The sequence below is a fragment of the Oxalobacteraceae bacterium OTU3CINTB1 genome (assembly GCA_024123955.1).
Lineage (GTDB): Bacteria > Pseudomonadota > Gammaproteobacteria > Burkholderiales > Burkholderiaceae_D > Rugamonas.
The window spans coordinates 4,712,543-4,727,620 of the sequence record CP099652.1; the positions used below are offsets into that span (position 1 = coordinate 4,712,543).

Below are 15,078 nucleotides of genomic sequence, written 5' to 3' on the forward strand. Positions count from 1 at the left end.
GCAAGCTACCCTATCGTCAGCCGCACGACAATGAGCACTCCATCAAATCTCAATGCCGCTTCTGGCATAAAGCTATATTTAAGCTATCATGAACTTGAAAAACCAAGTTACATGGACACCCAAGGCTGTTCGCCAGCTCCGAAAGCTGCCGCCCGAGTTTCAGCTTCGAGTATTTGAAGCCGCCGACACGCTGGAACAAATGCCCAACTGCCCTCAGGTTCTAGCGCTAAAGAATCATCCGTACCGGTACCGTCTACGAGTCGGAAACTTTCGCGTGCTTTTCGACTGGTCGACGGTTATCAAGATTGTTGAAATTCAGGAAGTGAAGAAGCGAGATGAAGGCACCTACTAACATCCAATTGATCAACGGACCCGACGGACACCCTGCATTTGTTGTCGTGCCGTACGAGGAATTCATGCGGGCATATCAAAAGGAACATGATCTGATTCCGCAAGCAGTTGTTGGTGCTACGCTTCACGGCGCGACGCCTATACGCGCGTGGCGCGAGCACCTTCAACTCACCCAATCGGAAGTGGCAGCAAAGTTAGGCATTTCCCAACCTTCATACGCCAAGCAGGAGGCCAGCATCAACCTGCGCCCAGCCACTGTCAGGAAAATCGCCGCCGCACTGGGCGTTACCACCGCCCAGCTCGACTTCTAATTACAGCGCCGCTTTGACGGCGTCCGCCAAAGTGATGGTCGGGCGGCCAATCAGCTTGCTCAGCGCATGGCCCCCATCGTCCAGCGCGCCCTTGGCCGCGGCGGCGTCGGAATCGGCGATCAGATCGGCCACCGGTGGTGGAAGGCCCACGCCGATCAACATCTCGCGGTATTCCTGCTGCGGCAAATTATGGAAAGGCACCTGCTTGCCGGCCTGGCGCGACAATTCCGCCGCCAGGTCCGCCAGCGTGAATGCGGTGTCGCCCGCCAGTTCATACACTTGCTCGACCGGTCCGGCGCTCGACAGCACTGCCGCCGCCGCGTCCGCATAGTCCGCGCGCGCGGCGGCGGCGATGCGCCCTTCTCCCGCCGCGCCGGCCAACGCGCCGTGCGCCAGCGCGCCAGCGAGGCCGGCGGTGTAATTTTCCACATACCAGCCGTTGCGCAGCAGACTGTAAGCCAGGCCGGACGCCCGGATCAGCGCTTCCGTTTCGCGGTGCTCGGCGGCGAGGCCCAGCTGGCTGCTATCGGCGCGCAGCACGCTGGTGTAGACGAACAGCCCGGCCTTGGCGCGCGCGGCGGCATCGATGACGGCGCGGTGCTGCGGCACGCGCTGCCCCACCTCGCTCGACGAGATCAGCAGCACCTTGGTCGCGCCCACGAAGGCGTTGTCCAGCGACGCGGCATCATTGTAATCGGCACGGCGCACTTGCACGCCCTGGGCGGCGAGGTCGGCGGCCTTGGCGACGTCGCGCACGGCGGCGACGATCTGCGCGGCGCGGGTGGTTTTCAACAAGCTGGCAATCACCAGACGGCCCAGTTGGCCGGTCGCACCAGTAACAATAATCATGACTTTTCCTTTGCGTTGAGCTCCGCAGGGACATTCCGCGCGGTTTGGAGCATCATAAAGCCTATACTTTCGAATTGTAAGTACGTACAATTTAGTAAGTACAGATGATCTAGAATGGAACCCGCCATGACCGAGCCGAAAACCAGCAAATCCCTGCGCAACAGCCTCGCCGCGCTCAGCGACGGCCAGCGCGCCGAAGTGCTCGCCGCCGATTGCCCGTCGCGCGCCGTGCTGGCCCACATCACCAGCCGCTGGGGCGTGCTGGTGCTGGTGGTGCTGCTCGACGGCACCCACCGCTTCAGCCAGCTGCGGCGCGCGATTGGTGGCGTCAGCGAGAAAATGCTGGCGCAAACGCTGGACGCGCTGGCCTACGACGGCCTGGTGCTGCGCGTGGCACAACAGGTATTGCCGCCGCACGTGGAGTACAGCCTGACCCCGCTGGGACGCGAGGCGGCCGAGCGGCTGGAGGTGCTGGTCGACTGGATCGAGGATAACTTCCAACAAATCAAACAGGCGCAGGAGGCGGCCACGGTTGCGGCGGCATAAACGCTGGCGGGTCCCACCCATCTTGTAATACACTAGTTTTTACCTCCGCCTTGCGGAACCGGACCCACACCATGATGCCGCCGTTCTCACCCGATCAGCCGCACACGATACTGATTGCCACCAGCGCGGCGTACGACCACGTCACGCTCGGCAAAACGCTGGGCAGGTATGGCTACGACGTGCGCGCGGTCAGCCGCGGCGACGAGGCGCTGGCCGAGGCGGACGCCGGCGGCGTCGCCCTGGCCGTGCTGGACGCGGCACTGGCCGGCAGCGCCGGCCTGGAGCTTTGCCAGCGCCTGCAGCAGGTGTGCGGTCGGAACTTGCCCATCTATGTGTTGTCGAGCTCGCCCAGCGAGGACGAACACGAGCGCGCCCGGGCGGCCGGCGCCGACGCTTATCTGCCGCTCGGCCTCAACGCCGACGACCTGGCCGAAAAAATCCTGCTGCGCTTGAAGGTGATCCAGCCGGCGCCGGTCGCGGCGGACCTGCCCGCCATGTCCACGCTGGAGGTCAACTACCATGCCATGCTGTCCGGCTCGCCGGACGCCATCTTGCTGCTGCAACGCGGCAATTACCGCATCCTGGACGTCAACCGCCGCACGCGCGAACTGTTCGGACTGACCGCAACCGAATTGGTGCAAGCGCACTTCCTGTCGCTGTGTCCGCCAGCGCAGCCGGACGGGCGCGCCTCGTCACAGGTATTCGAGGCGCACGTCGAGCAAGTCATGGCCGGCGGCGTGCAGGTGTTCGAACTGACCATGCGGCACAGCCTGGGCCGCGCCGTGTGTTGCGAACTGCGCATGGTGCCGCTTAACTCCGGGCCACACCGGCTGATGCACGTGCGGGTGGTCGATGTCACGCGGCGCAAGCTGGCCGACGCGCTGCGCGACGGCAAGAACCGCCTGCTGGAGATGATCGCCCGCGCCGCGCCGCTGCGCGAGATTCTCAACCGCCTGATGCTGCTGATCGAATCGCAGTCCGAGAACGTGATGTGCACGGCGATGCTGCTGGCGCCGGACGGCGTCACCGTCCAGGTCGGCGCTGGTCCGAACATGCCACCGGACTACCTGGCCGCCCTCGAAGGCTTGTCGATCGGCCCGGTGGCCGGCTCCTGCGGCACCGCCATCCACCGCAAGCAAACGGTGGTGGTGGCCGACATCATGAACGACCCGCTGTGGGCCGACTACAAGGCGGTGGCCGCCCAATACGGCCTGCGCGCCTGCTGGTCGGTGCCGATCATGCTCGACAAGGATACCGTGCTCGGTTCGCTCGCGATGTACTACCGCGAGGTGCGCACGCCCAGCCCCGAGGATTTGAGCCTGATCGGCGCTGCCACCTATATCGCCGGCATCGCCATCGTCCGCACCCGCCGCGAGGAAGAACTGCGGCGCCACCGCGAGCACCTGGAGGAACTGGTGGCGGCGCGCACGGCCGAGCTGTTGCAGGCCAAGGAGGACGCCGAGCACATCAACGAAGAGCTGAGCACCGCGCTCGACAACCTCAGCCTGACGCAGGATGAGCTGGTGCGGCGCGACAAGCTCGCGGCGCTGGGCGCGCTGGTGGCCGGCGTGGCGCACGAGCTGAACACGCCGATCGGCAACAGCCTGGTGATGGCCAGCAGCATGAGCGAGCGCACGGCGGAACTGCGGCGCGACCTGGACAGCGGCCTGCGCCGCTCGGTGCTGGAGAGCTATCTGAACCAGGCCGCCAGCGCCGACGAGGTGGTGGTGCGCAACCTCACCCGCGCGGCGGCGCTGGTGGCCAGCTTCAAGCACATCGCCGTCGACAGCGCCAGTTCGCAGCGGGCCCGCTTCGTGCTGGGCGACCCGATTTCGCAACTGCTGCAACCGCTCGACGCCGGCCTGCGCCAGCACGGCCTGACCTTGGAAGAGAATGTCGACCACATGCTGGAAATGGACAGCTATCCGGGTCCGCTGAGCCAGGCGCTGCACAATCTGATCGAAAACAGCATCGTGCACGGCTTCGACGGCCGCACCTCCGGGACGATCATGCTGTCGGCCCGCGACGGCGGCAACGGCGAGCTCGTCATCGAAGTCAGCGACACCGGCGCCGGCATTCCGGCCGCCAACCTGCCGCGCATCTACGACCCCTTCTTCACCACCCGGCTCGGCTCCGGCGGCTCCGGGCTGGGCCTCTACATCACCCACAACATCGTCACCGGCGTGCTGGGCGGACGCATCGACGCCAGCAGCGCCGAGGGCGACGGCGCGCGCTTCACCCTGCGCCTGCCGAAGGTGGCGCCGCTGTGAACTTCACCGCATGATGTCGGATCGACATGCATCGCCACCGGCGCCGATTTGCTGTACGCTCAAAGCATGACCAATATCAATACGCGTGTCGCCGTCCTGCTGACACTGTTGCTGTGCTGCGGCCAGCTCAGCGCCGGTCCGGCGCCCTGGTGGCAGTACCGCAGCAAAATCGACGGCAAGCTGGCGTTTTCGCAAACCCCGCTCGGCGCCGGCTGGGAGAAGGCTGCGGGACCGTACAAAGATAGCCGTTGCGAAAAGTTAGTTCTTGCTAAATAATGGACCCACAACAACACGGGAGAACCCCGGGGCATTACATACCATCATCATGAGGAGACTGTATGTTTACGAATCCCGAGCAATTTGCCAACGCGACCAAAGCCCTGTTTGAATTCCAACTCGAAACATTTAACGCGCTCACCAGCAAAGCCGTGCAAGGCGTCGAGCAGGTGGTCGCGCTGAACATGGCCACCGCCAAGTCGCAGATGGAGGAAGGCCTGGCCACCGGCAGGGAAATGAGCCAGGCGGCCGATCCGAAAGCGGCGATGACCCTGGCCGCCGCCAAGCTGCAGCCGGGCGTCGCCGGCGCCAACGCCTACAACCAGCAGCTGGGCGTGATCATTGCCGAGATCCGCGAAGAATTCACCCGCGCCGCCGACGCCCACGTGGCCGAAGCCAAAAGCAATCTAAGCGCGCTGATCTACGACGTCACCAAAAACGTCCGTCCCGGCTCGGAAAACGCGGTGCAGATCGTCAAAACGGCCATCGACAACGCCTTCAACGGCTACGAGCAGGTCACCAAAGCCACCAAGCAGGCGGTGCAGTCGGTAGAGGCGCAAATCGCCAAAGCCAGCGAAATGGTGGAAAAAAACACCCCCTCCGCCAAGCAAGCCTGATCGGTTTGATTCCAATTCGGGGTCAGGTCCACCATTTCTACACGGCCTAAGCTGTAACGGCGTGACAGCGCCGAGCTTGTGTAGAATTGGTGGACCTGACCCCGGAGTTGATTTTGCTGGGCAAGCGGTTCGGAACGCGATACACTGTATATAAATACAGTTTATCGCTCTCCTCGCTTCCCCTGCAATGATCAAAGTTCTCGATAACGCGTTTTATTACCTGGATAACTTCCATCAGGTGCTGACGTGGATAGGCGACCGTTACGACGATCTGCTGACCACCGAGGAACGCGACTTCATCACCGCCTTTCCCACGCTGCCGCAAGCGTCGCGCGCGCTGCTGGTGCGCATGGTCATGCGCAAGGGAACGCTTTTCCGGGCGAGCAAGCTGGCGTATGCAGAGATCGGTAGCGCGCACGAGGCCGCCCGCCCGCTGACCGCGCTGGGCCTGATCGAGGAAGATCCGCTGCTGGACCTGGAACAGCTGTTCGATCTGCTGCAAAAGCCCGAGATCGGCAAGATTTTCCAGCTGACGCCGCACGTGCGCCAGTTGCGCAAGGCCGAGCAGCTCGAAGCGCTGCGCGAACAGTACGACGGCCAGCACCGCTTTTCCAACTGGTACGAGAATTCCGGCGATCATGTTTATAGCCATCTGACGCAGCAGTTGTGCGATCGTCTGCGCCTTATCTTCTTCGGCAACTATCACCAGGACTGGACCGAGTTCGTGTTGTCCGACCTGGGCATCTACCAGTACGAAAAGGTGGCGTTCTCTCCGGCCGCGCGCGGCTTCCGCAGCCGCCGCGACATCGACGATTTCCTGATGCTGCACCAGTGCCACGAGCGCTTCGTCGACGGCGAGGACCCGGCCGACGTGATCCGCGATCTGCCACCCTGCTCGGACGATAACGAATGGCTGCGCAGCCGGCGCGACAAGCTGACCTTCACCATCGCCCAGCACGTGGAAAAGCTGGCCGACTGGAAGGCCGCGCACGCGCTCTACGCAAACTGCCACTATCCCGGCGCCCGCGCGCGCGCCATCCGCGTGCTGGAAAAGGACGAGCAGCCGCGCGAAGCGTTCGACCTCCTGCAAATCGCGATGCAACAGCCCGAGAGCGAGGCCGAACGCCAGCAACTGCTGCGCATGGCGCCGCGCCTGGCGCGCAAGCTGGGCCACGCCAAGTTGCCGCGCACGCCCTTGGCGCAGGCGCTGCGCATCGACCTGAGCCTGCCGCCGCCGCAGGAACCGAGCTATGTCGAATTCGTCGTGCGCGACCACCTGACGCGCGACGACGCGCCGGTCTATTACGTCGAAAATTCGCTGATCAACTCGCTGTTCGGCCTGCTGTGCTGGGACGCCGTGTTTTGCCCGATACCGGGCGCCTTCTTCCATCCCTACCATCGCGGGCCCGCCGATCTGCACAGCGCCGATTTCCAGCGCCGCCGCGCGCAGCAATTCGCCCACTGCCTGGCGCAGCTCGACGGCGACCAGTATCGCGCCACCATCCTGGCCAATTACGCCGCCAAGACCGGCATCCAGTCGCCCTTCCTGTACTGGGAGGCGCTCGACGAGGACCTGATCGGGCTGGCGCTCGACTGCATCCCGCCGCTGCACCTGAAGCGCGCCTTCGAGCGCATCCTGCTCGACATCAAGGCCAACCGCAGCGGCTTCCCCGACCTGATCCAGTTCTGGCCCGCCGAGCGGCGCTACAACATGATCGAGGTGAAGGGCCCCGGCGACCGCCTGCAGGACAACCAGCTGCGCTGGATCGAATACTGCGCCACGCACCAGATGCCGATCTCGGTGTGCTATCTGCAATGGGCGGCATGAACGCGCTTGCTAGCCAACCCACCTACACCGTCGCCGTGCGCGCGCTGTGCGAGTTCACCGCCAAGACCGGCGACCTGGATTTGCGCTTCACGCCCTCGCCCACCGCGCAGGAAGGCATCGCCGGCCACGCGCTGGTGACGTCGCGCCGCGACGAGGATTACGAAACCGAAATTCCCTTGTCCGGCGACTTCGGCCCGCTGCACGTGCGCGGCCGCGCCGACGGCTACGACCGCCGCGCCAACCGGCTGGAGGAAATCAAGACCTATCGCGGCGACTTGAAGAAGATGCCGGACAATCAGCGCCAGCTCCATTGGGCGCAGGTCAAGATCTATGGCCATCTGCTGTGCAAGGAGCAGGGTCTCGACAAGGTGCATCTGGCGCTGGTCTACTTCGACATCGGCAGCCAGAAGGAAACCCTGCTGCACGAAGAGCATACTGCGCTCGGCCTGCGCGCGTATTTTGAAAAACAGTGCGGCCTGTTCCTGCAATGGGCGGAGAAGGAGATGGCGCACCGCGAGGCCCGCGACGCGCAGCTCAAGGCGATGCGTTTTCCGCATGCCGATTTCCGTCCCGGCCAACGCCAACTGGCCGAGGCGATGTACAAGGCCAGCAACCGCGGCGTGTGCCTGCTGGCGCAGGCGCCGACCGGCATCGGCAAGACCGTCGGCAGCCTGTTCCCGATGCTGAAGGCGAGCGCCGAACATGGCGTCGACAAGGTGTTTTTCCTGGCCGCGAAAACCTCGGGAAGGCAGATGGCGCTGGACGCCGTCGACATCATCCGCGAGGGCGCGCCGCTGCTGCCTTTGCGCACGCTGGAGCTGGCGGCCAAGTCGACCGCCTGCGTCAATCCGGACAAGGCCTGCCACGGCGAGTCGTGCCCGCTGGCCAAGGGCTTCTACGACCGCCTGCCGGCCGCCCGCCAGTCGGCGCTGGACATCATGCTGCCGCCTGCACCAGAAGGCGACGAAGCGGCCAAGGCACCGTTCCTGGCGCTGGACCGCGAGACCTTGCGCGCGGTCGCGCTGGCGCACGACGTTTGCCCGTATTACCTGAGCAGCGAAATGGCGCGCTGGTGCGACATCGTCATCGGCGACTACAACTACTACTTCGACATCAGCGCCATGCTGCACAGCCTCACCTTGCTCAACGACTGGAAAGTCAACGTGCTGGTGGACGAAGCGCACAACATGGTGTCCCGCGCGCGCAAGATGTACTCGGCGGAGATGGAGCACGCCAGCCTGCGCATGCTGCGCAAGGTGGTGCCGGAGGAATTGAAAAAGCCGCTGGACCGCGTGCACCGGCAATGGAACCAGCTGGAGAAGGACCAGACGGGCGAATACCAGTGCTACGCTACCTTGCCCGAGAAGTTCATGGGCGCGCTGCAGACGGCGGCCACCGCGATCTCCGACTACATGGCCGACCATCCGAGCCATGTCGACGCCGACCTGCAGGAGTTCTACTTCGGCGCGCTGATGTTCGCGCGGCTGGCCGAGAGCTTCGGCGACCACGCGCTGTTCGACATCGAAAAGAGCGAAGGCGCGCGCGCCAGCCATTCCAACTCGGTGCTCTGCATCCGCAACATCGTGCCGGCGCCCTTCCTCAAGCCGCGCTTCGAGAGCACGCACACCACCGCGCTGTTCTCGGCCACACTCAGTCCCTGGAACTACTTCGGCGACATGCTCGGCATGCCCGACACCACCGCCTGGGTGGATGTCGAATCGCCGTTCGTGGCCGAGCAGCTGTCGGTGCAGGTGGCGTCGCACATCTCCACGCGCTATCAGCACCGCCAGCAATCGCTGCGTCCCATCGCCGCCTTGATGGGCGGCCAGTACCAGCGCCAGCGCGGCAACTACCTGGCTTTCTTCAGCAGCTTCGATTACATGGAAAAGGCGGCCAACCAGTTCGCGGAGGCCTTTCCGGACGTGCCGGTGTGGCGCCAGTCGCGCCGCATGGACGAAGCGGAACGCGCGCAGTTCCTGGCCCGCTTCACGCTGGAGAGCGAAGGCATCGGCTTCGCGGTGCTGGGCGGCTCCTTCGGCGAAGGGGTCGACCTGCCCGGCGCGCGCCTGATCGGCGCCTTCGTCGCTACCCTGGGACTACCGCAGATCAATCCCGTCAACGAGCAAATCCGCTTGCGCATGGACGCCATCTTCGGCGCCGGCTACGACTACACCTACACCTATCCCGGCCTGCAGAAGGTGGTGCAGGCGGCGGGCCGCGTGATCCGCACGCAGTCCGACCAGGGCACCGTCTACCTGATCGACGACCGCTTCGGCCGCCCGGAAATCCAGCAGCTGATGCCGGCCTGGTGGCGCATCGAATCCGCCACTCCCACACCATAGCCGCACACTATTGCGATGATTGTCACAATGGGAAAATCCAATAATATAATGATAATTATTCCATAGTATGATGATCAACTGAGCTCACAAGGCTTTTGTTTATAACTGAACAGGTGTATGCCAATGCCGAAGACAATTCGCTTCATGCTGTGCGCGCTATCGCTGATCAGCTCACCATCATTCGCCGCCGTGATTATCGTTGCCAACGATGACGTCGCCACCGGCCCGTCGCCCGTCTGGAATGCCAGCATCGATCCTCAAGCCTACTTGTCCAAGTACGACTACAGCGCCAGCCCGGTGATCGCCACCGCCAACGACACGCGGCTGGTGCTGCCCGTGTCTTCCGTGCCGGAGCCGTCGGCGGTGCTGACGGTCATGCTCGGCCTGAGCATGCTGGGCATCGCGGCGCGCCAACAAAGCAAGCCGTTTAGCCGCCCGGCCACACCTACCGAACCGCATCCCTGATTTTCTGATAACCGCTGCGGCTGACCGGAAGCTTGCCGCCGTCGCGCAGGATCGCCACGTGGCTGTCCTTGGTGGCTTGTTCGATCCGCTCCACGCAGGCGATGTTGACGATGTACGAGCGGTGGATGCGCAGGAATTGTTCGCCGTCGAGTTGCCCCTCCAGTTCCGTCAGGCGCTGGTTCTTCAGGTAGCATTTGCCCTCCGCCCTGATCTGGACATAATCGTCCTGCGCTTCGATATAGTCGATCTTGTCGCTGCTGATGACATGCACCTTTGCGCCGTCGCGTATCAGCACGCGGCCCAGCGGCTTGTTGCGCCCTGCCGCCTCGCGCACCATGTTCTCCATCGCGGCATCCGCCGGGCCGCCTACCTTGCCCAGATTGGCGCGCGCATGCGCCAGCGCCTGGTCGAAACGCTGCTGGCTGAAGGGTTTGAGCAGATAGTCGAGCGCGTGGAATTCGAACGCCCTGATCGCATACTGGTCGAAGGCGGTGGCGAAGATGTAGCGCGTCTTCGCGCCCGCCAGCTCGGCCACTTCGAAGCCGTCCAGCTTGGGCATCTGGATATCGAGGATCACCACGTCCGGCGACAGCTCGGTGATCGCCTTGACGGCTTCGAAGCCGTTGGCGCATTCGGCCACGATCTTGGCGTCCGCGTGCTCCGACAGGTACTCGCGCACCACCGCGCGCGCCAGCATTTCGTCGTCGACGATTACGATACGCATGCTCTGATCTCCACCATCACACTTCACCCCCGGTCGTTTGCGCCGGCATCGCGATCTCCACGCCGAAGCCGTTCTCGTTGTAGCCCCAATGGATGCTGGCTTCATGCTTGTATGCGCCCGCCAGGCGCTGGCGCACGTTGGTCAGGCCGATGCCGTTGCCATTGCCTTTGCCCGTTGTGGATGCCGCCGGCGGCGACTCCGCGTCGACCGGATTGTCGACGCGGATATACAGCATCGATCCGGCGCGCCGCGCACCCACCCGGACGGTGCCGCCTTCCGGCATATTGCAGATGCCGTGCTTGACGGCGTTTTCCACCAGCGGCTGGATGATCATCGGCGGCACCAGGCATGCCAGCGCCGCGTCCTCCAGCGACTCCTCGACCAACAGCCGCTGGCCGAAGCGCACCTGCTCGATCCCCAGGAAGTGCCGTATCAGCACCATCTCTTCGCCCAGCGTGACTTTTTTGTGCGCCTCCATGCCCAGGCTTTGACGGAAGAAACTCGCCAGTTCCAGCGTCATGCGGCGCGCCGCCTTGGGGTCCTGCGAGGTCAGCGCGCTGATCGAATTGAGGCTGTTGAACAGGAAGTGCGGATCGATCTGCGTGCGCAGCATGCGCAACTCCGCCTCCTGCGCCATCAGCAGCGATTCGAGCTCGCGCTGCTCGGCGTGTTTGGCGCGCACGAATTCGATCACCATGTAATGCAGTGCCGCCGCGAAACCGTACAACAGGATGCCCAGTCCGACGATCAGCGCCGACAGCTGCCGGGTGATGACGATGCCGGCCCAGTCGGCGCCCAGCAACATGGTCACACCGTTCCAGACATGCCCCAGCAGCAGCCACAGTATGCCGCAGACCAGCGCTGCCGCCATCAGCACCAGCGCGATCGACAGCGGCCGGCGGCTGCCCAGCGGATAGGCGCGGCACATGTAGTAGGCCGAGTAGCCGGCCGCGAACGCGTACACCAGGTTGATCGGAATGGCGAACAGCATGGCGTTGGCCATCGGCGTGTCGCCCAGGAGCGCGATCACGGCGCCCAGCGCGACGCCGATGAACAGCCACACCACCATGTAGATGGCCGCGCCGCGTGGGCCGGGGGAGTTCTCCTGCATGCTCGGCTAGTTCTTAATTGCGTACTTCCAGCCCACCCATGATGGCGTAGCCGCGCACGTACAGCACTTTTCCCGGCGCGGCCGGAGGCACGGTCTTTTCCTCGAAGCCGCCCATGATCGGTGTGCCCTGCAACACCACCGTCCAGTCGACCGGCACCTTGATGATGACGCCGCCGAACAGCGAAAAGACGTTGAGCACCGCCTCGCCGTTGATCGAGCTTTGACGCAGATCGAGATCGCAGCCGCCCATCAGCGCGGTGATTTCGCCGCCGCGAAAATCGGCGGTGACGATGCGGCGCTTGAAGGCCCCCATGAAGGAGGTGATGTCGACGCCCATCTGATCGAACTCGCTGTCCGGGTCCGGCTTCGCCCCGCCGCCGGCCTGCTTGAAGACCGAGCGGCCGGTGCCCGACTTGAACACCACCGCGCAACCGAACACGATCAACAGGATGGGCCACAGCGAATGCCAGCTGATATACAAAATGCCGGAGCGGCTCAGGAAGATCAGCACGCCGGCCGCGATCAAGCCGCCGCCGGTCAACTTGCCGGAGGAGGTCCGGGTTTGCAGCAGTTTCAGGATGCCGAAGAAGATCAACGCCGTCGGCAGCAAGTGGCGCCGGAAATCGAGGTCGATCCAACCCAGGTTATCGACCAGGAACAGCAAGCCGACGACGATGACCGCGATGCCGATTGCCATCTGCGATTTTGGATCGGTTTTGGCGAAGGCGCTCATTTTTGCTCCTTTGCCGCGGCGAAGATGTTATCCAGCAGTGGGCGCAGCAACAGGCCGATGCCGAAGGCGACGATCAGCGCGGGCCATGTGTCGCCGAAGCCCCAGCCCCAGATGCGGTTGAAGGAAACGTACCACCAGCCGGCGAAGAAGATGTTCGCCAGGCCGCTCAATAAATACTGCGGCGTGGTGGGCGGAATGATTTGTATGATGCCGGTCATGACCACCAGCCATGGCCAGTAGCGCCACAGGCGCACAATGTCGACGTCGAAGTCGATGTAGCCGGCGCGCTCCAGCAGGAAGGCGCAGCCGACGGCGATCATCAGCAGCCCCCAGACCAGCTGTTTGCGCCATTGATATGCTATTTCTGCGTTCATATGAGTTCCCCTGTTCGGTATGGACATAACAATACCGGGGAACGGAAGGCGGGGGAACCGCTATTCGGCGAATAGCGGAAAAGAGCCGGTGAATGACGAAACGGGTGGCGAAACGCGGCAGCGCTCGCCTTGGTTCAGGAACGCCCGCCGTTGCCGAGCTTGGGCTCGAACATCAACATGCCCCACCCCAGCTGGCGGCGGATTTCCTCGGGCTTCGGCGGCGGCTTGACGTCGCGCGTGCGGCGCTCGAGGTAGGCCCGGACCAGATGCTTGGATGGATGCGTAGTGTGCGACATGATGTTCTCCCAGTCAGCAACCCTGTTGTTGGTGCCGGTACTTGAGGCTACCGGCTTACCTGCTGCTGAGCTTTCATCTGACGATGCGCTCCAAGCACGCAAGGCCAGTGTACGTCGCGACGCTATCAAAATCTGTACGCCGCCACACACTCGCGATATCGAGACCACCTCACAGCTTACGCTGCAGGAACTCCAGGAAACAGCTGATGCGCTGCGCCAGCTGGGTGTTGCGGTAATACACCGCGTGGATCTGCTGCCGGTAGCCGGTGTAGCTGTCTTCCAGCACCTTGACCAGGCGGCCGGCGTCGAGATCGGCGCGCGTCATGAAGTCGGCCAGGCAGACGATGCCCTGCCCGGCCAGCGCCAGCTGGCGCAAGGTCTCGCCGCTGGAGGCCGAGATCGACGGCGTGATCTGCAGGCTGTTGCCGGTGGCGTGGCGCAACGGCCAGCTGTTGCCCTGCTCGTACTGCGCGAAGCCGGCCAGCGAATGGCCCGCCAGGTCCTCCGGCTTTTGCGGCGTGCCATGCCGCGCCAGGTATTCGGGACTGGCCAGCACGTACAGCGGACTGGAACTGAGGGCGCGCGCGTGCAAGGTCGAATCGGTCAGCGCGCCGATGCGGATGGCGACGTCGGTGCGGTGCTCGATCAGGTCCGCGATCTGGTCGTTGCTGCTCAATTCGAGCTTGATGTCCGGGTACAGCGCGCGGAATTCGGCCAGGTGCGGCACCACGCAATGGAGCATGAACGGCGACGCCGCGTCCACGCACAAACGGCCGGCCGGCTTCTGGCGGCGGATGCGGATGGTCTCCTCGGCCTCCTCCATCGCGCCCAGGATCGCCCGCGCGCGTTCGAGGAACAGGTGGCCCTCCTCGGTCAGCTCCATGCGGCGCGTGGTGCGCGTCAGCAGCGAGGTGGCCAGCTTGTCCTCGAGCCGCGACAGCGCGCGGCTTACGCCGGACGTGGTCTGGCCCAGGTGGACCGACGCCGCGCTGAGCGTGCCGCTGTCGATCACGGTGATGAAGGTTTTCAGATCGTCGGAATTGATATCCACGTTTTCAGCTCAAAAAAATCGTTACGCGACGGTTATGCCACATACAGCAGCACCGCGCCGAAATGGCATGCGCTGCCGCCCAGTACAAACAAATGCCAGACGCCGTGACCGTAGCGCCATTTGTGGTCGGTGACGAAGAAGGCGATGCCCACCGTGTAGACCACGCCGCCGGCGGCCAGCCACATGAAGCCGTTCCAGCCCAGCGCGTCGATCAGCGGACTGGCGCCGATCACGCCGACCCAGCCCATGGCGACATAGATCACCAGGGACAGCACGCGCGCGCCCTTGGCGTACCAGATCTCCTGCAGGATGCCGACAATGGCCAGGCCCCAGACCACGCCGAACAACGACCAGCCCCACGGCCCGCGCAGGCTGACCAAGGTGAACGGCGTGTAGCTGCCGGCGATGAGCAGGTAGATGGCGCAATGGTCCATCCGCCGCAGCACGTCCTTGGCGCGGCCGCGCGTGCTGTGATACAGGGTCGAGGTCAGATACAGTCCGAGCAAAGTGGCCGCGTAGACGCTGAAGCTGACCACTTTCCAGATGTCGCCGCTGCGCGCCGCCAGCACGATCAGCAGCGTGCCGCCTATAGCGGCCAGCACCGCGCCGATAACGTGCGTGATACTGTTGAAGCGCTCTCCGTAATACATATGTGCTTTCAATGCAGATGTGGCCACGGCAGGGAGCGCTGCGGCCAGCTGCATTGTATAGCGCATCGTCACCGGCCGTGATCGCGCGCCTGACACGTTCACCGGCATTCGACCAAGTACCCGCGAGGCGATACCTTCGGTCCAACCTGCTTCGACCATACTTTATTTGCAATTAGCAAAAACTCAATCGTAGCATATTAGGAATTAATACGAAGCAATGTTACAAATTCATGGACGTCGGATTGACCCGCATGCGACATTTGTCGCATAATAACCCCACTCGT

General features: G+C 63.7%; 17 protein-coding genes. 9 read left to right on the plus strand and 8 right to left on the minus strand.

What is annotated here, in order from left to right; translation table 11 throughout:
- Positions 1 to 88: 88 nt before the first annotated feature.
- Positions 89 to 352 carry a type II toxin-antitoxin system RelE/ParE family toxin gene (locus tag NHH73_20285; GenBank protein USX24935.1) on the plus strand — a complete coding sequence of 88 codons (264 nt, stop codon included), beginning with the start codon at positions 89 to 91 and terminating at the stop codon, positions 350 to 352.
- Positions 336 to 662 carry a helix-turn-helix transcriptional regulator gene (locus NHH73_20290; GenBank protein ID USX24936.1) on the plus strand — a complete coding sequence of 109 codons (327 nt, stop codon included), beginning with the start codon at positions 336 to 338 and terminating at the stop codon, positions 660 to 662. The genes NHH73_20285 and NHH73_20290 overlap by 17 nt, the downstream gene beginning before the upstream one ends.
- On the opposite strand, the gene NHH73_20295 is transcribed toward NHH73_20290, so the two are convergent.
- On the minus strand, positions 663 to 1,511 hold the full coding sequence (locus NHH73_20295; GenBank protein ID USX24937.1) for an NmrA family NAD(P)-binding protein: 849 nt from the start codon (positions 1,509 to 1,511) through the stop codon (positions 663 to 665).
- Positions 1,512 to 1,637: 126 nt separating this feature from the next.
- On the opposite strand from NHH73_20295, the gene NHH73_20300 reads away from it, so the two are divergent.
- The 7 genes from NHH73_20300 (at position 1,638) to NHH73_20330 (ending at position 9,855) form a co-directional block, all read left to right on the plus strand.
- Positions 1,638 to 2,057, plus strand: a complete 420-nt coding sequence (locus NHH73_20300; GenBank protein ID USX24938.1) for a helix-turn-helix transcriptional regulator — start codon at positions 1,638 to 1,640, stop codon at positions 2,055 to 2,057.
- A gap of 71 nt (positions 2,058 to 2,128) precedes the next feature.
- Complete coding sequence (locus NHH73_20305; protein ID USX24939.1) at positions 2,129 to 4,327, plus strand: ATP-binding protein; 2,199 nt, start codon at positions 2,129 to 2,131, stop codon at positions 4,325 to 4,327.
- A gap of 66 nt (positions 4,328 to 4,393) precedes the next feature.
- Entirely contained in the window at positions 4,394 to 4,603 is a 210-nt protein-coding gene (locus NHH73_20310; GenBank protein ID USX24940.1) for a hypothetical protein, read from the plus strand.
- Between the two features lie 62 nt (positions 4,604 to 4,665).
- Positions 4,666 to 5,220, plus strand: coding sequence for a phasin family protein (locus NHH73_20315; GenBank protein ID USX24941.1), 555 nt, complete (start codon positions 4,666 to 4,668; stop codon positions 5,218 to 5,220).
- Positions 5,221 to 5,407: 187 nt separating this feature from the next.
- Positions 5,408 to 7,048, plus strand: coding sequence for a VRR-NUC domain-containing protein (locus NHH73_20320; protein ID USX24942.1), 1,641 nt, complete (start codon positions 5,408 to 5,410; stop codon positions 7,046 to 7,048).
- Complete coding sequence (locus tag NHH73_20325; protein USX29665.1) at positions 7,036 to 9,390, plus strand: ATP-dependent DNA helicase; 2,355 nt, start codon at positions 7,036 to 7,038, stop codon at positions 9,388 to 9,390. The genes NHH73_20320 and NHH73_20325 overlap by 13 nt, the downstream gene beginning before the upstream one ends.
- 123 nt (positions 9,391 to 9,513) lie before the next feature.
- On the plus strand, positions 9,514 to 9,855 hold the full coding sequence (locus NHH73_20330; GenBank protein USX24943.1) for a PEP-CTERM sorting domain-containing protein: 342 nt from the start codon (positions 9,514 to 9,516) through the stop codon (positions 9,853 to 9,855).
- Here NHH73_20330 and NHH73_20335 read toward each other — a convergent pair.
- From NHH73_20335 to NHH73_20365, 7 genes are all read right to left on the minus strand, one after another.
- The gene (locus tag NHH73_20335; GenBank protein USX24944.1) at positions 9,836 to 10,579 is read right to left on the minus strand and encodes a LytTR family DNA-binding domain-containing protein; all 744 of its coding nucleotides are present in this window, start codon (positions 10,577 to 10,579) and stop codon (positions 9,836 to 9,838) included. The genes NHH73_20330 and NHH73_20335 overlap by 20 nt on opposite strands.
- A gap of 16 nt (positions 10,580 to 10,595) precedes the next feature.
- On the minus strand, positions 10,596 to 11,690 hold the full coding sequence (locus tag NHH73_20340) for a histidine kinase (protein USX24945.1): 1,095 nt from the start codon (positions 11,688 to 11,690) through the stop codon (positions 10,596 to 10,598).
- 13 nt (positions 11,691 to 11,703) lie between these two features.
- Positions 11,704 to 12,423, minus strand: a complete 720-nt coding sequence (locus NHH73_20345; protein USX24946.1) for a cell wall-active antibiotics response protein — start codon at positions 12,421 to 12,423, stop codon at positions 11,704 to 11,706.
- On the minus strand, positions 12,420 to 12,797 hold the full coding sequence (locus tag NHH73_20350) for a DUF5668 domain-containing protein (protein ID USX24947.1): 378 nt from the start codon (positions 12,795 to 12,797) through the stop codon (positions 12,420 to 12,422). Before NHH73_20350 ends, NHH73_20345 begins: the two co-directional genes overlap by 4 nt.
- 134 nt (positions 12,798 to 12,931) lie before the next feature.
- The gene (locus NHH73_20355; protein USX24948.1) at positions 12,932 to 13,093 is read right to left on the minus strand and encodes a hypothetical protein; all 162 of its coding nucleotides are present in this window, start codon (positions 13,091 to 13,093) and stop codon (positions 12,932 to 12,934) included.
- A gap of 169 nt (positions 13,094 to 13,262) precedes the next feature.
- Positions 13,263 to 14,144 carry a LysR family transcriptional regulator gene (locus tag NHH73_20360; GenBank protein USX24949.1) on the minus strand — a complete coding sequence of 294 codons (882 nt, stop codon included), beginning with the start codon at positions 14,142 to 14,144 and terminating at the stop codon, positions 13,263 to 13,265.
- Positions 14,145 to 14,176: 32 nt separating this feature from the next.
- Positions 14,177 to 14,794 (minus strand): hemolysin III family protein, encoded by a 618-nt coding sequence (locus tag NHH73_20365; protein USX24950.1) that lies wholly within the window; start codon positions 14,792 to 14,794, stop codon positions 14,177 to 14,179.
- Positions 14,795 to 15,078: the final 284 nt, after the last annotated feature.